Genomic DNA, 21,676 nt, shown 5'->3' on the forward strand with positions numbered 1-21,676 from the left:
TGGGGATACGTACATGGCGATTTTTTCGCGCAGTGACTTTGCACAAGGCTTTGAGGTGACACCACCTCGTAGCGGCGTATATCGCAACGTGCTCAAACGCGCTTTCGACGTGCTCTTCGTGTTGGTGATTGCCGTTCCTGTGGCACTTGTCGTCGCTGTCTTGGCCTTGATCATCGCCTCTGACGGCCATTCACCGATTTATCGCCAAGAACGGGTCGGCAAAAACGGCAAGAAATTTTACATGCTAAAGCTGCGCTCAATGGTGCCCAATGCGGAGCGCAAACTTGAAGCCCACCTTCGCGAAAACCCTGCGGCGCGTCTGGAATGGGACGAAAAGCAGAAGTTGAGCCGCGATCCCAGAATCACCAAAATCGGCAACCTCATTCGCAGATCGTCGCTGGACGAACTTCCGCAGTTCCTGAACGTGTTGCGCGGCGACATGTCGGTGGTCGGACCACGTCCAATGATGCCACAACAGACGGCTCTTTATCCCGGCACGGCCTACTACAAAATGCGCCCTGGCGTCACTGGATTTTGGCAAATATCAGATCGCAACGAATGTAGCTTTGCCGAACGCGCAATCCACGACAGCAACTACGATCGCGCCTTATCGCTGCGCACGGATGTGGCTGTGGTTTTGCGCACTGTGGCTGTTGTGACCGCAGGCACGGGCATGTGAACCACAGCAACGGCTGACAGAGTTTAGGACGCGCGCTATAGTTTTGGTGCGCGTTTTGTTTTGCCTTCTGCGCCACCCGTTCAAGAGATCTAGGAAAACGCCCCGCCCATGCCAAACGCGCTTGCAACATTGATGCTGATGCTTTGGCCCGTGGTGATCTGGCGGCTGTTTGTCAGCCTGCCTCCGGGGCGCGCGTTGATCTGGTCGTTGCTCGGTGCCTATTTGTTGCTGCCGCCGCCACCAACAGTGTTTGATTTCCCGCTATTGCCAGCGCTGGACAAAACCAGCCTTCCCAATCTCGCGATTCTGATTGTTGCGTTCTTTGTGCTGCCGCAGCGGCCTAAGCTTTTGCCAGACAGCATGTTGGGGCGCTGGCTCTTGGTGGTTTTTGTGCTGAGCCCGATCCCGACTGTGCTGACCAATGGGGAGCCGTTGATCTTTACTGAGTCCTTCATTCGAGGGCTCTATCTGCAAGATACCATTGCGCAACCGATCAACAATTTTATCCTTGTGATTGGCTTTTTGATGGCCCGGTCGCTTTTGCAAACCCGCGAAGATCAGCGGGATCTGCTTATTGCGTTGCTGATCGCAGGATTGGCCTATTCAATTCCTATTCTCATAGAAGTGCGGTTGAGCCCCCAACTCAACAACTGGATCTACGGCTACTATCAACACCTATTTTCGCAAACGATCCGCGGGAACGGCTTTCGTCCAATGGTGTTTCTGTATCACGGGATATGGGTTGCCTATTTTGTACTCACGGTGCTTCTGGCGACTTTGGCGTTGTGGCGTGGAGGTGTCGGGCCAACTCGCGCGAAATTCCTGATTGCGGCGTTCTATTTCGCGGTGGTTCTGGTGCTCTGCAAAACCCTCGCGACATTGGTATACGCGGCGCTCGCCGGGGCGATCATCCTGTTTGTCAGCACACGCATTCAGGTCCGGATTGCCGCCGTTCTGGCCTTGTTGATGTTGAGTTATCCGGCGTTGAAAACCACCGGGTTGGTGCCCGCTGACGCAATCGTTGCGCAGGCTGAGGCCGTGAATCCCGAGCGCGCGCATTCGCTCAACTTCCGATTGGTCAACGAAGACATTCTTTTGGATCGCGCCATGCAGAAGCCGCTGTTCGGCTGGGGCATTTGGGGACGCAACCACACCCATAATGCGACCACTGGCGTGATCACCTCTGTTTCAGACGGGTATTGGATCATTGTACTGGGGGTCTGGGGCTGGGTTGGGTATATGGCCCAATTTGGATTGATGGCCTTGCCGATCTTTCTGGTGGCTCGTGAATTGCGCTACGTGCATCTGGCGCACCAGAACGCCATAAAAGAAGGCGCTTCCTTTGCCTTGTTGAGCCAGACCCACAGCGATTTGGACAGGGACGCAGGCGTATCTCCCTATCTGGGACCGTTGGCAATTATGCTGGGCTTTAACATGATCGACATGTTGCCGAATGCCACCCTAACGCCGACAACGTGGCTGATTGCCGGGACATTGTTTGGTCACGCAGAACGCCTTTCACGACGTCGAAAGGGTGAACTGCAATCACATGAGACAGATGTGGCATCAAGCGAACAACCAAGCAACGGCGCCGATCAACAACCAAAGCGACCACGCCACGTTTTGTAAGTCCAAGAGCGCCGTCAGCGCCTATCTTCTGCGGCCTTAAATCGATTGCAGAGCCGTTGTGCACAGTGCACGAAAGCGTTGTTCTAAATCCTCTGTGGCACGGCATTTTCATGTAGATTGAGGCCAAGACTTGCCCCCCTTCGGTGAGACGTGTTTGGTGTGGCGCAACACCGAGACTTCGACGCGAGGAACCGTCCGCGTATGGCCCGAGCCCAACAAGATACTTCACCGGATACGCAAGACCACGATCTGGACAACACCGATGCACCTGTTGACAGCGGCTCGACACATCGCGCCGAGATCGATGGGCTACGTGCGATCGCCGTCTTGGCCGTGGTGTTTTATCATTTTGGCGTGCCCGGATTTGGCGGTGGATTTGTCGGAGTGGACATCTTTTTTGTCATTTCTGGTTTTCTGATCGGTGGCATCTTATGGCGCGAGCAGCAGGCGACTGGACGGCTGGCGCTTGGGGCCTTTTACATGCGGCGTATTCGTCGACTGGCGCCTGCATATTTCGTGATGGCGTTTGCGGTGTTGGCCATTGGCTCCCTGATCCTGCTGCCAAGTGAGTTCCGCGAAACAGGTAAGGGTGTGATCGCCGCCACGGTGTATCTGTCGAATGTGCTGTTCTTCCGGCAATCCGGCTACTTTGATGGCGCCGCTGAAGACAAAGTCATGTTGCACACATGGTCTTTGTCGGTCGAGGAGCAGTTTTACGTTTTCCTGCCGCTTTTGTTTTTGTTGTTCGCCCGCAATCGCAAGGCCATTTTGATCGCATTGGCGGCTTGCTTTGCTCTCTCCTTGTTGAGCAGCGTGACCATGACGTATCGCGCGCACACCGCCGCGTTTTATCTGTTTCCCTTCCGGGCGTGGGAGCTGCTTGCCGGTGTTGGGCTGGCGATCATGACGATTGAGCGGCCGGAGCTATGGCGCAAGCACCAAGCGTTTAGTTGGGCGGGCCTTGCCCTTGTGTTGGCCTCCGTGGTGCTTGTTCAGGCGGGGTCAGGTTTCCCCGGCTGGCAAGTGATTGTCCCGGTCTTGGGCACCGTTTTGTTGATTGCAAACGGACAAGATGACAATTGGGTCAATCGCGGTTTGTCGTTGCGTGTGCCGGTACTCATCGGGTGGATTTCGTATTCACTGTATTTGTGGCATTGGCCGGTGTTCACGCTGACAAAATATCTGCAGGGACAGTATTCCGGGCCCGCAGAAACCGCGCTTTGGATCGCGATTTCGTTCACGTTGGCGACGCTGTCGTGGCGGTTTGTGGAGCAACCCGTGCGACAAACGCGCCGCCTGTCTAACTGGGCGCTGCTGGTGGGAACGGCAGCTGCGTCACTTTCGGCTTTGATGCTGTCTTGGGCCATTTATCAAACAGACGGCATGCCCAAGAGGTTCGACGAGCAAGCTCAAGTGCATATCGCGGCAACGGGCGATTTCATTCAAGATTTCTCGCGTTGTTATCGGCCAGAAGACGGTGATTTAGAGGGCCTCGAGATCTGCCCGATTGGCCCTGAAGATGACTCTCCCACACTGATTGTTTGGGGTGACAGTCATGTGCGCGCATATTTTGAGGGTTTAGATCAGGCGGCGCATGAAGCCAAACGCAGTGGATTGGTGATTTGGCGGGCGGGCTGTGCGCCTTTGTTTGACATCGAAAAAGAAGAAAGCGCGGCGACACAGGCGCAGGATGCCGCCTGCTACGCCGCCAATGTGCAAATCCGCAGCGCGCTGCAAAACATGCCGAAACTGAGAGATGTGGTGCTGGTTGGTCGGTGGGCCTATTACGCCAGCGGACGTGGCACTGGCAGCGATGCTCACAACACCATTCGGCTGCGCAGTGACGTGCTTGGACCGATGACACAGGATGCCTTGGTCGCCAAAGCACTCGCCGCCACAGTTGATGAAATTGCCCTGTTGGATCGAGATGTGTTTGTGCTGCGCCAACCCCCAGAGATTGCCGGGTATGACGCTGGGCGGGTTGCACGTGCCTTGGTGCACGGTCGTCTGACACCTCAGCTTGCGCGGCGATTGGGGCAAATCACGGTGACAAACGCCACACACCGTGCCGCCGGTGCTGCGGTCGCTTTGGAACAAAGCGGCGCGCAGATCTTAGACACTTGGCAGTGGTTCTGTGACCCATTTCTGTGCGATGCGGTCCAAAACGGTGTTGGGCAGTATTTCGACAACAACCATGTCACCAACAGTGCCGCGCGTCGAATGCGCGAGGTGTTTTATCCTGTTCTCACGCGGCATGCCCGATGAGTGAGGCTCGCGTGACCTTGTCGGAGGCCGTGGCGCGCGATTGGGATGTGATTGTGATTGGCACGGGCATTGGCGGCGGCACAGTTGGGCGACATTTGGCGGAACAAGGCCTGTCTGTGCTGTTTGTTGAGCGTGGGCCAGCAGGCGTGCGCGCCGAAGAACACGCGCTTAATCCGACGCTCTGGGGCGAAGAGGCCAGGCTTGTGCGCGGGTATTGGCCAAAGCCGTTACATGCGACGGTCAATGGGGTGAGCACAACATTCCACGCTCCGCTTGGCGCAGGCGTTGGTGGCAGCTCGGTGTTTTACGCCGCCGCCTTGGAGCGCCCAGCGCCGCATGATCTGGACAGTTCAGACGACATACCGCACCCCACTGGTGGATGGCCGGTGACGTACGCGGAGATGGACCCGTATTTTGCAAAGGCAGAAGCGCTTTACCGCGTTTGCGGAGATCGTGACCCTCTGGGTCCGGATAAAGATTTGCCAGACGGTCCCAAGATGACACCCTCCGATCAGGCACTGTTTGATGAAATGACCGCAATTGGTCTGCACCCATACAAAGGCCATTTGGCCCTGCGCCACCTGAAAGACAAAGCGGTTTATTTGGGACGCAAATGCCCCAACGGGTCCAAAATGGACGGACGGTCAGCAGGTGTTGAGCCCGCTTTGGAAACCGGAAACGCGGCATTGCTTGACCGGTGTATGGTGACAGAGATTGACCACACCGGCGAAGATGTCACCGGCGTGCGCGTGAGCAGCCGCGAGGGCACAGCGCGGTTGACAGCACGGGCTTATGTGCTGGCTGCGGGCGCATTGCATTCACCACGTGTGTTGATGGCATCAGGGGGCTTGGGCAACGGAGCTGATCTCGTTGGGCGCAACCTGATGTTCCATTTGAACGAAATGCTTGCTTTGTGGCCCAAACGTGCCGCGCGCGCCGAGGGGGCCAGCAAAGCCTTGGCATTTCGCGATCTATATCTCCAGAACGGGGCGCGTTTTGGCATGGTGCAGGCTCTCGGAGTGGAGGCGCAATATGGCGAGGTTGTGCACTATCTCAATATGGCCTTTGACCGATCCCGTTTGCGGCGACAGAAATGGCTGCGGCAGTTCACCCGCATTCCGGCAGCTCTGGCGGTCAAACTGTTTGGCAGTGCCAAGGTATTTGTCGGCATTCTGGAAGACCTGCCCTATGCGCAGAACCGGGTGACATTTGATCCAAATGACCCCGACCGTTTGGCGATCACCTACGACATGGCCCCGGAATTGTTGCAGCGGCGCAAAGCGTTTCGTGCGGCGTTAAAGCGACGTCTCAAAGGGGTGCGAATGGCCTTTGTCAGCGCCGCGCCGGAGTTGAATTTTGGCCACCCTTGCGGCACGCTGCGCTTTGGCGACGACCCTCAGACCTCGGTGTTGGACCGCAACTGCAAACTACACGGCGTGGAGAACCTTTGGGTGGTAGACGCAAGCTTTATGCCGACGTCCATGGGGGTGAACCCAAGTCTGACGATTGCCGCAAATGCGCTGCGTGTTGGCGAAAAGATTGCCATCAGGCTTCACAACCGGGAGGACGGAGATGTCTGAACAATTCGCCGTGATAACGGGTGCCGGCAGCGGGCTTGGGCGTGCTCTGGCCACGGCATTGTGCGCGCGCGGCATCGCCGTTGCAGGTTTGGGTCGCCGCGCGGATGCGCTGCAGGACACCGCAACGTTGGCCGGAGAAAAATTCACTCCGATTGTGGCGGATGTGTCTGATCCTCAGGAGGTTGCGGCCGCATTTGCGCATATTCGCGCGATTGCTCCGGTGTCGATTTTGATCAACAATGCTGCCGTTTACCCGCACCGTGACATACTGGATGAAACCGGCGAAAGCTTCATGCAGACCGTGGCGACCAATCTTGGAGGCACGGTGGCCTGTAGCCGAGAGGCGCTCAAAGACATGACGGTCGCGGGACGGGGTCGGATTATCAACGTATCAAGTTTTGCTGACCTGTCCCCCCTGCCCTGTAGCGCGGCCTATTCTGTTTCCAAAGGCGCGGTCACCATATTTTCGCGCGCTTTGGTCGCAGATCTTGGAGACCGTTTGCCCAATATCGTGGTGTCCACATGGATGCCGGGCATGTTGAATACATCCATGGGATTGGCAGAAGGGCTTGATCCGGCAGTGGCGGCGCAATGGGGAGCCGCGCTGGCGCTTTGGGATGATCCGACACTGAACGGTGCGGTTTTTGAAATGAACCGTGAAATCTTACCGTCGCGCGGTCTAAAAGGTCGGATCAAAGACGTCGTCCGTTTCAAACGACGTGTGCCACGACAGATCGCCCCCTGACCCTCAGCGACGCTGGCGCAGAGCGTCCACGACCAACAGCGGCAAGATCGCGATACATTTGGCGTAGCGCGCCGCCAGCCTCGTTGGATTGCTAAGCGCGCGCCAAAGCCATTCCAACGCCAAAGCGCGGACCCATGCCGGGGCCCGATGTTGCGTCCCCGCCAAAAAATCCAATCCCGCGCCGATGCTGGCAAAGCCCATATGCGGCGTCAGCTTGCGGCCACGGGCGGCCAAGCGTTCCTGTTTCGGCGCGCCCAACGCCAGAAAAACCATCCGCGCACCAGCATCAGAAGCCTGCTGTAGAATTTCGGCGGCGGCGGCGGAGTCCGGATCAAAACCCATCGGCGGAGCGATACAGGCCACAACGTCCAGCCCCGGTGTTTTCTCTTCCAACACAGCCGCCGCAGCCTTCAAGGCGGTTTCAGTGCTGCCAATCAGCGCCACGGGGGTGCCTTCATCTGAGGCCCATTGTGCCAAAGGCAGCACCAAGTCAGCCCCCGGCAGAAGCATCACCGGTCGACCTGCGAGTTTGGAGAGCCACACAATTGGGTTGCCATCCGCCACCACAAAATCCTGCGCAAGATAGGCGGTGGCAAACCCAGCCTCTTTGCGCAGTTTGACCAGGTGATCAAGGTTGATTGTGGCCAAGGCAAACCCATCGTGGGCGACAAACCGGGAACGCACAGCCGTTTCCAGCGCTTCGCGGGTTTCAAGGTTGACCGTCACGGCCCCATTTATGGTCGAAAACTGCAAGCCGCTGGCCTTTTGTTGCTATTTGGCCTTAGTTTAGCACCCCAGTGTTTGCCCCGTCAGAAGCTCTGCCCGGAATTGTCGCAGGTGGTTCAAATGCGCCACATGGCAGCGCATTGCCCCATCTCCGGTGGTGGCATCATGCGCAACAGCCGGTATAGTTGAAGACATTTGCTAGTAGAGGATTCTCCAATGCCTGCTCGCCAGACCCGCAGTATTTCCATTATCGGGTGTGGATTTGTCGCCGACCTCTATATGCGGTCGTTTGCGGCCCATTCAGACATCGCGGTCACCCAAGTCTATGACCATTCCCCTGAGCGCCTGCGGGCCTTTGCAGATCATTGGAAAGTGCATACCGTCGACAGCCTAGAGCGGTTTCTGGACAATCTTCCAAAGGGCTCATTGGTGTTGAACCTCACCAATCCTTCCGCGCATTTTGAGATCAGCAAGGCCTGTTTGGAAGCGGGTCATCACGTGTACTCCGAAAAGCCTTTGGCCATGGAAATGGCGGAGGCCATCACGCTGCATGAATTGGCGGCACAAAACGCGCTTCTGTTGGCGTCCGCCCCGTGCTCCGTGCTTGGCGAAACAGCGCAAACATTGGCGAAAGCCATTCGCGATGACGTCGCCGGTCCGGTGCGTCTGATCTATGCGGAATTGGACGATGGGTTCATACCACAAGCGCCTTACACGGATTGGCAAAGCGAAAGCGGTGCACCATGGCCTGCACAGGACGAATTCTCCGTCGGGTGCACGCTGGAACATGCAGGCTACTATCTGACGTGGTTGATTGGCATGTTCGGGTCGGTCCGCCGCGTGGTCGCGGCGTCATCTGAATGTCTGCCCGGCAAAGAGATCCAAGGCACACCGGACTACTCCAGCGCCACCTTGTTTTTTGAGAATGGCGTCACCGCTCGGCTGACCTGTTCTATCATCGCACCACATGATCATCGCATCCGCGTATTTGGCGACAAGGGCGTGTTGCAGGTCAAACAGGCTTGGGACAATCACGCACCGGTGCGCTTTCACCGCCGTTTCACATTGCGTCGACGTTTGATGGAACACCCTATCGGTACGCGACAGACGCTAAAGGGGCCAACCCACCCCAGTGTAGAACGTTGGGGCGCGGCTCGGATGAACTTTGCCCTTGGCCCAGCGGAGATGCTAGCGGCGCTCGCAGAGGAGCGGCCTTGTCGTTTGACGTCTGACTTTGCGCTACACCTCAACGAGGTCACTTTGGCCATTCAAAACGCGCGTGCAGATGGTTGCGCACAAGACATGACGACGAGCTGTGCCCCAATCACCCCGATGCCTTGGGCAACATGAGCGTGGGGCCCATTGTCATCACCGGAGCCACCGGCCTTATTGGACGTCACTGTGTCGCGACTGCGCGGGCGCAGAAAGCGACTGTGCGGGCCTTGGTGCGCACGCGTGAAAAGATTCCGCCACAATGGGCAGAAGATCCTGACATAGAAACCGTTGTCATTGACCTGACAACGGGCGACGACATGCTTGTCGATGCGCTGCGCGGCGCCAGTGCCGTGATCCACTGCGCGGCAGCGATGACCGGGGATCATGCACGAGACACAGAAGCCGCGAGTTCGGCCCTGATAGATGCTCTTGTTGCCGCGGACGTGCCACATGTCGTTTTGGTCGGATCGCTGTCTGTTTACGATGTGCGCAGTCTGCCCGATGGCGACACCCTCACCGAAGAATGCCCTCTGTGCACCCATGGACGCGACGCCTACGCGCAGGCCAAACATGCGCAAGAGCTGCTCTTCAAAGACGGTGCTTCGCTCTTTGGGTTTTCACTCAGCGTGTTGCGATTGGGCGCCGTTTGGGGGCCAGGGCATCTGTTTAACGCCCATATCGGACCATCCGTGGGTGCCTTGGGCATCGTTATTGATGGCGGCGGTGATGTGCCTCTTTGTCAGGTGGGTTTGGCTGCCGATATGTTGGTGCGGGCCGCTCGATCGCCTTCGGAAGTGGGGACTTTAAATATACTGGATGATGACTTACCGAACCGTCGCCGATTTATGGCGGCCTTTCGCGCCTGCGGCTGGCCAAAGCTGGCCCTGCGCACCCCTTTGTTTCTGTGGCGCATCGCATCGATGCTCACGCCCAATTCCAAGAGACTGCCCGGTTTGTTAAAACGGGCCGTGCTGGAAGCACGTCATCGCCCGTTGCGCTATAGCAACGCGCTGATGCACAAACGCCTTGGGCCTGTCACAATCACGCCCTTTGAAGGCGCTATGCAAACCGCTATCCACCGCCAAATAAAACAGGCTGATCCGTCGTGAGTGACCCTGCAGACCATCCCATTGCCTACCTGACAGGCGAATACCCCCGCGCAACTGATACGTTTATCCAGCGTGAGGTGGCGGAGCTGCGCGCGCGAGGCCATAAGGTGGAAACCTGTTCGGTGCGACGCACCGGGGCAGAACATCTGGTGGGCAAAGAGCAAAAGGCAGCTGCCAAGACCACATTTTACATTTTGGCAGCGGCAAAATCTCCATTCACGCTGCTGGGCGCGCTCTTTGGTGCGCTTATCCGCAGCCCGGGTGGGTTCTTGCGTGCCTTGGTGCTCGCGATCAAAACCGCACCGCCAGGTTTGCGCAATCTGATTTATCAGCTGTTTTACTTTGTTGAAGCTGCCGTTCTGGCTGCACACCTGCGCAAGAAAGGCGTGCGACACCTGCACAATCACATTGCCAAATCGTCCTGCTCAGTGGCGATGTTGATGAGTGAAATGTCAGGCATCCCGTATAGTTTCACCCTTCACGGGCCAGATATTTTCTTTGCGCCAGATCACTGGCGATTGGATGAGAAGATCGCCCGCGCGAAATTTGTCGCCTGCATCAGTTATTTTTGCAGATCGCAAGCGATGGCGTTTTGTGACCCCAAACATTGGGGCAAGCTGCACATCGTACACTGCGGTGTCGACCCACATCGATATGATGCGGTTGATGATCCCGTGGAGACCAATCTGCTGTTTGTCGGACGCTTGGCGCCCGTGAAAGGGCTGCCGATTTTGTTGCGGGCGCTGGAACCGCTCAAAGCGGAGTATCCGGATATCCATTTGACCGTGATCGGGGACGGGCCAGGGCGCACTGCTTTGGAGTCTCAGACATCGGCGGCAGGTCTGAGCGAGAACGTCTCTTTTGTTGGGTACAAATCTCAATCAGACGTGGCCAAGACACTGGCCGCATCTGATCTGTTTGTGCTTCCGAGCTTTGCAGAGGGCGTGCCGGTGGTCCTGATGGAAGCTATGGCAGCACGGCGTCCTGTGGTGGCGACACAGATCGCGGGCATCTCCGAATTGGTCACAGATGGGGCATCAGGCCTTTTGGTGCCACCCGGGGACCCCGAAGCTTTGAGCGCAGCGATGGCAAAAATACTTGCCAACCCGGCCCGCGCCACAGGCATGGGCATTGTGGGACGCGCAAAGGTGGAGGCGGCATTTGATGTCACCAAGGAGGCTGGGCGTCTGTCTGAGCTGCTTTGCGGAGCCATGAAATGACGGCCACCACCGCAATTGTGATTGGCCGCAACGAAGGTGACCGGTTGATTGCCTGCTTGGCCTCGTTAAGAGCGCAAAGCGTAGAGACCGTATATGTGGACAGCGGCAGCCACGACAACTCCGTGGCAGAGGCCCGCAAGGCCGGTGCATTGGTTGTGGAACTCGACCACGGTCTGCCCTTCACAGCAGCGCGCGCCCGACAAGCGGGGTTCGATGCGTTGGCAGAGACCGATGATCTGCCTGAGTTTATCCAGTTTGTGGACGGTGACTGCATCGTTGCACCCGACTGGATCGCCACAGGTGAGGCTGCCCTGCGCGCTGATGACACGCTTGGGTTGGTGACAGGATGGCGCGCAGAGCTTTACCCAGAGCGCAGCCTGTACAACGCTCTTTGTGACTTCGAATGGCGCCGTCCCGCGGGGGAGATCTTGGTGTGTGGCGGGGACACGTTGGTGCGCAGCCAAGCCTTTGTTGACGCCGGTGGATTTGATGCGAACGTCATTGCCGGTGAGGATGAAGACTTTTGCCTGCGGATTGGCAAGGCTGGATGGGGTCTGCGACGCCTTCCCGAGGAGATGACCCGCCACGACGCGGATATGATGCGATTTGCGCAATGGTGGCAACGCGCAGTGCGTGGCGGCCATGCCTATGCCCAGGTGGGCTGGAAACACCCGCCCTATGCGTTGCGAGAACAGCTTCGCGCCATCGTGTACGGCGTGGTTTTACCGGCGCTGGCCCTTTGGGGCGTTTTTGAGAACTTGTGGATCTTTTTGGGAGTCATGGCCCTGTTTGTGGCCAGTTATATTCGCACCAAAAACGGGCTGGTGAAAGCCGGGCTTCCGTATTGGGAGGCGTGGCGGCATGCGCGTTTGATCACCCTCTCAAAACTTCCCAACGCCTTGGGAATGGTACTGTTTCATTGGCGTCGCCTGCGCGGGCACGGGATGCAGATTATTGAGTACAAGTGACCGTTGACCTGTCGAATGACGAACCCGCTGGCGCGCAAGCTTACAGATGCGTCCCCCAATCTCCGCAATAGTGCCTTTCTTTTGTCCGCATTGCTCTGTTAGCGTTGCCTCAACCAGAGCGGACCAAAACGCCCATGAGCATTGACCAAAATCAAGACCCTGAGCTTCCTGAAGATGACGCCACCGATCCATCGGAGGACAACGTGCGGCTGCCAAGTCTGCGCGATCCTGAGGTTGTCTGGGAAAACCTCAATGTGGCCGGTCTAGATGATGCCGTTTTGGACAAAAACCATATCATCAGCGCCACCCGCACACATCCCGCCCACGCGGCATTTGATATGCTGCGCACCCGCTTGTTGCAGGCGCTCAATGAACACGGCTGGAGCCGCGTCGCAGTGACCGCGCCAACGCGTGGATGTGGCAGCAGTTTTGTCACCACCAATCTGGCGCTGGCCGTCAGTCGCTTAGAAACCGTCAAAACGGTCATGCTGGACCTCGACCTTCGGTCGCCCAGTTTGGCAGATATTCTAGGTTTGGCAGCGCCCGACAGCATGGCCGACTACCTGAGCGGTGTGATTGCACCCGAAGACTTTTTACAAAGAGTGCGCCCCAATTTGGCGGTCGCGTTGAACGATTCCGCAAGCGACACCTCTGCTGAACTGTTTCAAAACGAAATGACATCAGAGGTTTTGGAGGAGCTTGAAGAAGCATTGTGCCCCGATTTGATGTTGTTTGACATGCCGCCAGCGCTGGAGTTTGATGACGTGCTTGGCTTTTTGCCGAATGTTGACGCCATACTCGTGGTCGCGGGAGGCGGGATTTCCACCGCTGAAGACATCACAAAAGTTGAGCAGATCCTGTCAGAGGTTAAGCCGATTTTGGGTGTGATGTTAAACAAGGCTGACGGTCCGGTCTCTTACTGAGATCGCCGTGTCGCCAAGACTACCGATCACCGAGACCCGGACTTAAACCCCATTTGTAAGCGCCGCCATCTTTTGTCCAACTCGCGTTTCTCCGCCCCAGAGCGCGCGTCCATCATAAACATCAGCTCACGACGATCATCAGGAAACGACAGTCTGAGAATATCAGCCTGAACCCCCACAGCATTGGAGCTTGGTCCATAGGACGGACGTGAGGCCAAAGCGTAGCTTGCGATATCTGCGGCGTGGTGTGCTGACATCAAAAAGTCGATCAAATCCCGGCTGTGGTCTGTGCGTTCGGTGTTCGCGGGCATGACAACCACGTCCGCCCAAATCACAGAGCCTTCACGGGGAACGCTATACGTGTAGTCTGGATTCATCCCATAAATCTGCGGTGCCAGCCCTGTGCTGCTCCATGTCAGAGAAAGGCAGACCTCGCTTTGCTCGATTTGCCAGAACTGCTCGTCGGTCACAGTGGCATAGGGCATCACATCTGCAAGCACAGCAAACGCGGCATCAAGATCTGGTTCCGAAACCGAGTTTGGATCACGGCCAAGGTAGTTCAGCGTGATTGCCACAACCTCTTGAACCGAGTCGACAATCGAAATGCCGCAGTCAGCAAGGACTTCCGCGTACTCAGGATTAAAAAACAGATCCCAACTGTCGAGGGGGGCATTGGGGAGTCGACTTTGCACCGCAGCTTGATCAACCAGTAGACCAGTGGACCCCCACAAGAACGGTTTTGTAAATTCTTCGATACCTGGAACAGCCTCCTTGTGAGGCTCCAAGACCCATTCGCTGATTTCCACAGGAGTCTTTAGATCCAGTGACGACAGCTCCTGTAGTGCACCAATTTCCATCAGACGCGCGACGGCTTCTACTGGTACAACCGCGAGATCATAGCCGCTGCCCCCGGCGGCCAACTGCGCCTCTGCCACGTCTGACGCGCTAAAAGTATCGACCACCAGTTCTATGCCGGTCTCTGTGCGGAACGCCTCTTGAACGTGGGGCGGTATTGTGGCGTGCCACGTAAAGAACCAAACACTGTCTTCGTTTGCATGGGCCAGAGACCCAAACAATATGATGCTGCAAACGTATAGGGTCCGTATGGGCATGGCGATTTTCATGCGCAAGCTTCCACGGTTTTCTGGTTCGTTTCGGAACTTGGCCAATGCTGCTCCAGTTCCGCAACCAGTGCCTCTCGGTTCACCGGCTTCAGCAAATACCCATTCATCCCTGCGGCAATGCCGTTCTGTCTATGCTCACTGTGAGCGTTTGCCGACAGGCCAACAATCGGCACCTTCCTTATCTTTGGATCATCCGCATTTGCGCGGATCTCTCGTGTCGCCTGTAATCCATCCATCACAGGCATTCGCACATCCATGAGGATCAGATCCGGCTCACCGCTTTGCGCGAGATCGACCGCTTCGACACCGTTGGCTGCTGTAATCACTTCACACCCGAGGTTTTCCAGAAGCTTCTGAGCCACCAGCTGATTGACCCGATTATCATCTGCAACCAAGATTCGCCTGCCAAAACTGTGTTTTAGCCGCACACCCGTTTCAACCGATGTGGATTTTGCCAAGGTCACGGGGAACACCACCGAAAACTCCGCACCCTCGTTTTCAACACTTCGTACTTGAACATGCCCGTCCATCGCTTCAGCCAGGCGTTTCACAATCGCAAGCCCGAGCCCTGTGCCGCCAAATTTCGTTGTGGTCGAGGCGTCGGCCTGTTCAAATTGATCAAAAATCCGATCAAGCGCTTCTGGCGCGATGCCGATACCTTGGTCTTTGACAGTCAAGCGCACCAAACGGGACATATTTGGAGCAGAGGGCATGTTTTCGAGCCTAATTGTGACCGAACCGGCGTCCGTAAACTTCACGGCATTGCCCACAAGATTGGTCAAAATTTGCCGGACCGCGTTTGGCGCGCCATGCACGAACCAAGTTGGTGCCCCCTCAGGCGGCAAAACTTCCAGATGCACATCTTTTTTCGCAGCCTGACCCGAGAACAACTCAGCCGTTTCACAGCACAGTTCATGAAGGTCAAAGTCGGCATGATCCAAAGTGAGCTTGCCGGCGTCAATTTTGGCCAAATCCAGCACATCGTTGATGAGCTGAAGCAGCGCATGACCACTGCTGGAGATCATTTTCACCATGCGATTTTGTTCCTGATCGAGCTTTGTGTCACCCAAAACTTCTGCCAAACCCAAAACACCATTCAGGGGAGTGCGAATTTCATGACTCATTGTCGCCAAAAACATCGACTTGGCCTGTGATGCAGCCTCAGCGGTTCGACGGCTCTGATCAACCCGAGCTTGTGCGCGAATGACAAACCGCTCCATTGGTAACAAGACAAACCGCGCAGCGACCCCTGCTCCGAGAAGTGTGATGGTCAAAGCCAGTATTCCATAGAGAAACTGCCTGTCAGCGGCCCTGTCACCGGCCTGCATCTCCAATTGTCGAACCCGATGAAAAATGGGCATCACGCGCAGAGACAAATCCGCAGCCAGCGTCGCAGCGCGTGAGATATTCATGTTTGTATTGCCCGGCGTCACAACAACATCGGCCATGAAGAGGATTTCTTGTAATTCCAACAGTGGGTTGAGCGTTTCTCGTGTCAGAATGTCCTGCGCATCCGGAGAAAATGTGTCCATCGTCGCGTCTTTGGAAATAACCGCCAACGCAGCCTCTGCAGCATGGGCTGCGCGCCGTACTTGCCCGCGCGATGTAAATCCACTCTCAGCGCTGTCACTGTCTTTCAGATCGTAAAACGCCAAAGACAATTCTGACAAGCTCAGTAGCACCATATCGACAGACGCCGCGTTTTGTGCCCGTGCAGCAATGTTGTCGCGCCCCATCATGGCAACCATCATAGCGATGACGGACGCCACCATAACAATGCCAAGCGCGATTCCGCTGCGCAAGCGGAGGTATTTTCGAGTGATGCGCGTTTGTGCCATGGCTGGTCTGGTAGTTTTCATTTTGGTTAACAATATGTGAGTGGCAGCAGGTGGTTAAAGATTTCTTAATGGCCAGCCCTAAGAATTGGTGAACGCAGAAATTCGCGTGATATGCGGAGCAAATTCCGATTTGAGCGCAAATTTAGTGCAAATATTCGCGTGTATTGTACAATTCCAAATCAATCTAAGGAATGTTTTTTGACAACCGTTTGGAACGTGCCTTTTGAGAAGAAAAACTCACCTTAGGTTTCACGGTCACCCAGCCTGCGTGTGAGTTTTGCAACGCAGACGTATAGCAGGACCGAGAGCACCCCAAGGGTTAACATCGCCGCAAACATCAGGTCGGTTTTGGCCCGACCATTGGACATGATCATCAGAGCGCCAAGCCCGCGAGACGCACCGACCCATTCACCGATCACCGCCCCAATCGGAGCATAAACAGCGGCCAATCGGACCCCGGCACCAAGACTGGGCAATGCTGCGGGCACGCGAATGTGCCACAAGACATACCGAGGGTTGGCTTGCATGGTTTTGGCCAGATCAAGGAACCCCGGAGGCGTCCGCATCAACCCATCAAAGAACGCAGAGGTCACGGGGAAATAGATAATCAACACCGCCATGGCGATTTTCGACCACAACCCAAAACCCAGCCACAATGTCAGCATCGGCGCCAACGCAAACACCGGCAGAGATTGTGTGAATACTAATATGGGTTGCACCAAGGTGCGCGCCGTTTTGGACGTGGCCAGCTGGAGCGCTGTGGCGATACCCAGCGTACAGCCAATCGCCATGCCAATCAGGATTTCTTTGAGCGTGACAAGCGCATGCTCAGCAATCACAGAGCGGTTCTGCCACCATGCTTCCACCACCAAGCCGGGCCCAGGCAGAATGAACTTCTGCACGCCGGTCAGCGTGACAATCAGCTGCCAGACAATCAACGCAAAGAAGGTTGCCGCAATAGGCGGGAACAATTTCATGCTGATTTCTCCATCAACAACCGCAACAGATTGGATTGGCACGTCAATGTCTCGATTGCGTCCACTGCACGCGGCACGGGCGCGGCGGGAGGCACGCAAGGCGTCAAACCTAAGGGTGTCATCACATGGATGGCGTGGCCGAGCCGCGCAGCCTCACCGGGGTCATGTGTCACCACCAATACGGTGCGCCCCTCAAGCAGTTCTGCCGCTAGATCTTGCATTGCGACACGGGTTTGAGCGTCCAGTGCTGAGAACGGCTCATCCAGCAGAATGATTGGTTTGTCTTCCATCAAGGTGCGCGCAAGCGCCACCCGCTGCCGTTGACCACCCGACAATTCCGCGGGCCGTTTGCCCACGTGGTCGTGCAATCCACAGCGCTCCAAGAGCTGCTCCAACCGATCCGTGTCAGCCGCCTGCCCACGTAACCGAGCGCCCAGAGCGATATTTTTCTCCACCGTCGCCCATGGCAACAAGAGATCAGATTGCGCCATATACGCCACCCGATCCGCAACAGCGTGGGTATCCGTGGCCTGGATTGTACCGTTGAAGTTTGCGCCAGTTGGCAATTCTGCCAAGAGGCGCAACACCGTGGTTTTTCCGACCCCTGACCCGCCCAATAAGCAGGTCCAACGCCCAGCATCCAGCGTCAGGGACAAGGGCGCAAACAGCGCCTTTCCACCAATGGTGGCCTCCCCCTGAAATGTCACGCCGGGCGCATCGCTCACGGGGTTAGTCCCATTTGCCAGAAGTTGACTTCGAGCTCGGTTGCTTTGCGGAATTTGTCGCACAGCGTGGCGAAACGCGGACTGTTTTCAAAGTCCTTGCCCAAACGCCGTTCTAGTGCGTTATCAAGCAATTGCCCGACCGCAGCGCAGTCTCCCTGATAACCTTCTCCGCCATAGGTATTTATCCAATCAGCATAGACGTCTGAAGTCCGTTCCGACGTCAAACGCGTGCCAATCTCTCCGTAGCCCATGACGCAGGGCGCCAAAGCTGCCAGCAAATCCAGCAGATCGCCGGAGTAACCAGCCTCAAGCACAAAGCGCGTGTAGGCAAGATTTTCTGAACGTTCGTCTGTGGCAAAGAGTTCCTCTTGCGAAATACCCGCCGCTGCGCAGATCCCCACATGCAGCTGCATTTCCTCAGCCACCAAAGCATTTACTGTGGCGACAGCTGCCAACATCTCTGCATGGGTTTCCGATTTCACCACAGCCAGCGCCCAAGCCCGCGAAAAGTGGATCAAAAACACATAGTCTTGACGGAGGTAGTGCAGGAAAGCGTCACGCGGCAAAGACCCATCGCGCAGCCCTTCGACAAAGGCATGGCGGGTGTAAGCCCCCCATGCCTCGCCTGCCGCCTCACGCATCAGCGCGAAGGCGCGACCGTAAGACGGCGCACTCATTTGGCGGTCACATCAATGGTGATCGCGTTCACCGGGTTGATCGACGGGATCATGCCGCTGTCATACAAGAACTGCTCAAACCGAGCGTAGCGACCCGCATCATATCCCGCAGGACGCAGCGCAAAACGTGGCATCGTGTCAACCCATGCGCGCTTGTTCAGCTCGTCTTGCAGTTCGGTGGATGTGGCTGCGAAGATTTCCCAGCTCTTGACTGGATTGTTCACGATATACTGTGTCGCCTTTTCGGTCGCGGCCATGAAACGCGCAACTTTATCGGCATCCATCGTCTCAGGATTTGCCACATAGATCAGCTCATCATAGGACGGCACACCTTCTTCTTCGATGTAAAAGCAGGTGCCCGGCACGCCTTCGATGTCCATTTGGTTCAGCTCAAAGTTTCGGTATGCCCCGATCACCGCATCCACCTGACCAGACATCAGTGACGGCGAAAGAGAGAAATTCACGTTCACCAGCTCGATGTCGTCTGTGGACACACCATATTTGCCCAAAACCGCGCCGAGCACAGCTTCTTCAACACCCGCAACGGAGTAGCCGACCTTTTTACCTTTAAGATCCGCAGGGGATTTGATTGGGCCATCTTGGAGCACCAACAAGCAGTTCAGAGGTGTTGCCACCAAGGTGCCAACCCGTTTCAGCGGCAAGCCTTCGTGAATTTGCAGGTGCAATTGCGGCTGATAAGACACCGCGAGATCACCTTGACCTGCTGCCACAAGACGTGGTGGAGCCGATGGATCAGCAGGCGCCACGATTTCGACCTCAAGGCCTTGTTCCGCAAAATATCCGTTTTCAGCCGCAACAATGATCGGGCCGTGGTCGGGGTTGACGAACCAATCGAGCAGGACGGTCATTTTATCCGCGGCCATGGCTGGCGTTGTGGCCAGCAGGGCGATGGCGGTGATCAGGTGCTTCATGTGGTTTCCTCCGACTTAAGAAGCTGAAGCCGCAACGAGTACAATCTCGCCGGGCCATAATTCATGTGTGTTTTCTGCTGCACGCCAAGCCCGCAAACCGGTGGCGCAGCACAGCGCCAAACGTCCATCCGCCTTGGGCAGCCTGTCTTTCAAATCCTGCGGCGCAATGCGTTGCGCGTTGGGATGGGCCGCGACGGGCGCTTCCTCGGCGTCGCGTAGTTCTATGATTGTGTCCTCTGTGCCCAGCATCTCCGGCGTGACAAAGGTGAAGCCCTGCACAGGCTCTGGCGCGCCATCAAATCGAAACGCAGAGCTGCGCATGCTGCGCGCATCAAAAGGAACCATTTGACCCAACGGGCTGGGCGTTTGCCCAATCAAAACCGCCAAGGCCATTTGCGCCTGTAGTGCGCCGATCATGGCCACAACGGGGCCCATGACACCCGAGGTGGCACAGCTCGCCGCGTTTTGGGGCGCTTCGGGGAAGATTGCGCGCAGTGACGGCGCGCCCGCGCAGACGCCAGCGGCATATCCCGACAAACCCAAGGCTGAGCCGGTGATCAAGGGCGTGCCTGCTTTGAAGCAATGATCACTCAGCGTGTAGCTGACCGCGTAGCTGTCAGCGCAATCCATGACCAAGGTGGCCGCTTTCGAAAGAGCCGCGACGTTTGCCGGCGTTAAGGTTTCGGCCAGTGCATCTATATTAATCTCACTGTTGATCGCGCGACACCGCGCGGCTGCCACCGCAGCCTTTGGGCGGCCTTGGTCAGCTTCTGTGAACATCGTTTGGCGATGTAAATTGGACAGATCAACGTTATCCCCGTCAACAATTGTGATCCGACCAACGCCTGCGCCCGCCAACAAAGGCAGCGCCGACGCCGCAAGACCGCCCGCGCCAATGACAAGCACATGCGCCAGCGACAGTGCGGTTTGCCCGGTCTCTCCCATCTCTGGTAGGATCATCTGGCGCACATAGCGGCTCATCCGCAGGTCTCCAGCCATTGGCGTACGCGGGTCTCAGGATCCGGATTGAGCGTGATATCTGTCACGGCAGAGACGATATCGGCCCCTGCCTCAAACACGCCGGGTGCACGTTCGACAGACATCCCGCCAATGCCCACCAAGGGAACATTGCCCACGCGCGCCTTCCATTCAGTCACACGTGGGAGGCCTTGCTGGTGCCATTTCATTTTTTTCAAAATGGTCGGGTAGACCGGGCCCAAGGCGATATACTCCGGTTCCATAGCCAGCACACGCTCCAGCTCTTCGTCATCATGTGTGGACACCCCCAATTTTAAGTCCGCTTTGCGGATCGCTGCGAGGTCAGCGTCGTCCAAATCTTCTTGTCCGAGATGAACCCAGTCACACCCAAGATCTATGGCAATCTGCCAATAGTCGTTGATCACCAAGGCCGCGCCATATTCGCGACACAGGCTTTGGCCTTCAGATATCTGGGCCCGCACGTGATCATCGCTGGCGTCTTTGATGCGCAGCTGCACCAGCTTGATGCCAATCGGCAGCATGCGTTTGAGCCAGCTGACGTCGTCAAATATCGGGTAGAACCTTGGTAAAGTCATGTCAGGAAAGCCTTTCCGATCACTGGAGTCGAAGCTTCGGCCATGTCGCGCGCCTCAATGGGATCAGCGTCAAAGCCGGCCTTGCCGGCCTCGATAGCGGACATCATCGCCTGCGCCATCTGGACCGGATCACCTGCGCGTGCCACGGCGGTGTTGAGCAAGACTGCATCGAAACCAAGTTCCATCGCCGCCGCAGCATGAGAGGGCAAGCCAATGCCCGCATCCACCACCAAAGGCACATCGGGAAATTCTGCGCGCATGGCCCGCAATGCGTAGGGGTTGTTCAAACCACGCCCAGACCCAATCGGCGCGCCCCAAGGCATCAGCACCTCACATCCGGCGTCCAAAAGCCGCTCACCGACAATCAGATCTTCGGTGGTATAGGGGAACACCTCAAAGCCATCCTCGGACAGAATACGCGCGGCTTCTACCAACTGAAACACGTCGGGTTGCAGGCTGTCGGTGTGGCCGATCAGTTCAAGTTTGATCCACTTGGTGTCAAACACCTCACGCGCCATATGGGCGGTGGTCACCGCCTCTTTGACCGTATGACAGCCGGCCGTGTTGGGCAGCACATGCACACCCAGATCCTCAATCATCTTCCAAAAGGTTTGCCCGGTGCCCCCTGCCCCCTCACGGCGCAATGATACCGTTGCAACTCCGGCACCAGAAGCGCGGAACGCCTCTTCCAGAATGGCGGGACTTGGATATTGTGCGGTGCCCAGCATCAGTGGGTTTGGCAGCTCTACACCATAAAACGACTTACGCAT

At 56.7% G+C, this 21,676-nt stretch carries 20 protein-coding genes; 10 read left to right on the forward strand and 10 right to left on the reverse strand.

Features of this window, described 5'->3' with window-relative positions; genetic code table 11:
• Positions 1 to 13 precede the first annotated feature (13 nt).
• From ABWV47_RS16130 to ABWV47_RS16150, 5 genes are all read left to right on the forward strand, one after another.
• Positions 14 to 679 (forward strand): sugar transferase, encoded by a 666-nt coding sequence (locus tag ABWV47_RS16130; protein WP_353313633.1) that lies wholly within the window; start codon positions 14 to 16, stop codon positions 677 to 679.
• Positions 680 to 811: 132 nt separating this feature from the next.
• A complete protein-coding gene (locus tag ABWV47_RS16135; RefSeq protein ID WP_353313635.1) occupies positions 812 to 2,308 on the forward strand; it encodes a hypothetical protein in 1,497 nt (498 codons plus the stop codon).
• Between the two features lie 201 nt (positions 2,309 to 2,509).
• Entirely contained in the window at positions 2,510 to 4,573 is a 2,064-nt protein-coding gene (locus ABWV47_RS16140; protein ID WP_353313637.1) for an acyltransferase family protein, read from the forward strand.
• Positions 4,570 to 6,153: a GMC oxidoreductase gene (locus ABWV47_RS16145; protein ID WP_353313639.1), complete on the forward strand. Its 1,584-nt coding sequence runs from the start codon at positions 4,570 to 4,572 to the stop codon at positions 6,151 to 6,153. The genes ABWV47_RS16140 and ABWV47_RS16145 overlap by 4 nt, the downstream gene beginning before the upstream one ends.
• Entirely contained in the window at positions 6,146 to 6,898 is a 753-nt protein-coding gene (locus ABWV47_RS16150) for an SDR family oxidoreductase (RefSeq protein ID WP_353313641.1), read from the forward strand. Before ABWV47_RS16145 ends, ABWV47_RS16150 begins: the two co-directional genes overlap by 8 nt.
• 3 nt (positions 6,899 to 6,901) lie before the next feature.
• On the opposite strand, the gene ABWV47_RS16155 is transcribed toward ABWV47_RS16150, so the two are convergent.
• On the reverse strand, positions 6,902 to 7,624 hold the full coding sequence (locus tag ABWV47_RS16155; protein WP_353313643.1) for a WecB/TagA/CpsF family glycosyltransferase: 723 nt from the start codon (positions 7,622 to 7,624) through the stop codon (positions 6,902 to 6,904).
• A gap of 216 nt (positions 7,625 to 7,840) precedes the next feature.
• Here ABWV47_RS16155 and ABWV47_RS16160 point away from each other — a divergent pair, with 216 nt between their 5' ends.
• The 5 genes from ABWV47_RS16160 (at position 7,841) to ABWV47_RS16180 (ending at position 13,059) form a co-directional block, all read left to right on the forward strand.
• A complete protein-coding gene (locus tag ABWV47_RS16160; protein ID WP_353313645.1) occupies positions 7,841 to 8,974 on the forward strand; it encodes a Gfo/Idh/MocA family protein in 1,134 nt (377 codons plus the stop codon).
• Complete coding sequence (locus ABWV47_RS16165; protein ID WP_353313647.1) at positions 8,971 to 9,948, forward strand: NAD-dependent epimerase/dehydratase family protein; 978 nt, start codon at positions 8,971 to 8,973, stop codon at positions 9,946 to 9,948. The genes ABWV47_RS16160 and ABWV47_RS16165 overlap by 4 nt, the downstream gene beginning before the upstream one ends.
• Positions 9,945 to 11,168, forward strand: a complete 1,224-nt coding sequence (locus ABWV47_RS16170) for a glycosyltransferase family 4 protein (protein ID WP_353313649.1) — start codon at positions 9,945 to 9,947, stop codon at positions 11,166 to 11,168. The genes ABWV47_RS16165 and ABWV47_RS16170 overlap by 4 nt, the downstream gene beginning before the upstream one ends.
• Positions 11,165 to 12,136 (forward strand): glycosyltransferase family 2 protein, encoded by a 972-nt coding sequence (locus ABWV47_RS16175; RefSeq protein WP_353313651.1) that lies wholly within the window; start codon positions 11,165 to 11,167, stop codon positions 12,134 to 12,136. The genes ABWV47_RS16170 and ABWV47_RS16175 overlap by 4 nt, the downstream gene beginning before the upstream one ends.
• A gap of 134 nt (positions 12,137 to 12,270) precedes the next feature.
• Positions 12,271 to 13,059 (forward strand): CpsD/CapB family tyrosine-protein kinase, encoded by a 789-nt coding sequence (locus ABWV47_RS16180; RefSeq protein ID WP_353313653.1) that lies wholly within the window; start codon positions 12,271 to 12,273, stop codon positions 13,057 to 13,059.
• Between the two features lie 26 nt (positions 13,060 to 13,085).
• On the opposite strand, the gene ABWV47_RS16185 is transcribed toward ABWV47_RS16180, so the two are convergent.
• The 9 genes from ABWV47_RS16185 to ABWV47_RS16225 all read right to left on the reverse strand — a co-directional run bounded on the left by ABWV47_RS16185 (position 13,086) and on the right by ABWV47_RS16225 (position 21,676).
• Positions 13,086 to 14,171, reverse strand: coding sequence for an extracellular solute-binding protein (locus ABWV47_RS16185; RefSeq protein ID WP_353313654.1), 1,086 nt, complete (start codon positions 14,169 to 14,171; stop codon positions 13,086 to 13,088).
• A gap of 8 nt (positions 14,172 to 14,179) precedes the next feature.
• Positions 14,180 to 16,042, reverse strand: coding sequence for an ATP-binding protein (locus tag ABWV47_RS16190; RefSeq protein WP_353313656.1), 1,863 nt, complete (start codon positions 16,040 to 16,042; stop codon positions 14,180 to 14,182).
• A gap of 221 nt (positions 16,043 to 16,263) precedes the next feature.
• Positions 16,264 to 16,998, reverse strand: coding sequence for an ABC transporter permease (locus tag ABWV47_RS16195; protein WP_353313658.1), 735 nt, complete (start codon positions 16,996 to 16,998; stop codon positions 16,264 to 16,266).
• Positions 16,995 to 17,723 (reverse strand): ABC transporter ATP-binding protein, encoded by a 729-nt coding sequence (locus ABWV47_RS16200; protein ID WP_353313660.1) that lies wholly within the window; start codon positions 17,721 to 17,723, stop codon positions 16,995 to 16,997. The genes ABWV47_RS16195 and ABWV47_RS16200 overlap by 4 nt, the downstream gene beginning before the upstream one ends.
• Complete coding sequence (gene tenA / locus ABWV47_RS16205) at positions 17,720 to 18,400, reverse strand: thiaminase II (protein ID WP_353313662.1); 681 nt, start codon at positions 18,398 to 18,400, stop codon at positions 17,720 to 17,722. Before tenA ends, ABWV47_RS16200 begins: the two co-directional genes overlap by 4 nt.
• Positions 18,397 to 19,332, reverse strand: coding sequence for an ABC transporter substrate-binding protein (locus ABWV47_RS16210; protein ID WP_353313664.1), 936 nt, complete (start codon positions 19,330 to 19,332; stop codon positions 18,397 to 18,399). The genes tenA and ABWV47_RS16210 overlap by 4 nt, the downstream gene beginning before the upstream one ends.
• A gap of 15 nt (positions 19,333 to 19,347) precedes the next feature.
• Positions 19,348 to 20,313, reverse strand: a complete 966-nt coding sequence (locus ABWV47_RS16215) for a ThiF family adenylyltransferase (RefSeq protein WP_353313666.1) — start codon at positions 20,311 to 20,313, stop codon at positions 19,348 to 19,350.
• A complete protein-coding gene (locus ABWV47_RS16220) occupies positions 20,310 to 20,906 on the reverse strand; it encodes a thiamine phosphate synthase (RefSeq protein ID WP_353313668.1) in 597 nt (198 codons plus the stop codon). Before ABWV47_RS16220 ends, ABWV47_RS16215 begins: the two co-directional genes overlap by 4 nt.
• A complete protein-coding gene (locus ABWV47_RS16225) occupies positions 20,903 to 21,676 on the reverse strand; it encodes a thiazole synthase (protein WP_353313670.1) in 774 nt (257 codons plus the stop codon). The genes ABWV47_RS16220 and ABWV47_RS16225 overlap by 4 nt, the downstream gene beginning before the upstream one ends.

This window comes from Shimia sp. NS0008-38b, assembly GCF_040370365.1.
Taxonomy (GTDB): Bacteria; Pseudomonadota; Alphaproteobacteria; order Rhodobacterales; family Rhodobacteraceae; genus Shimia.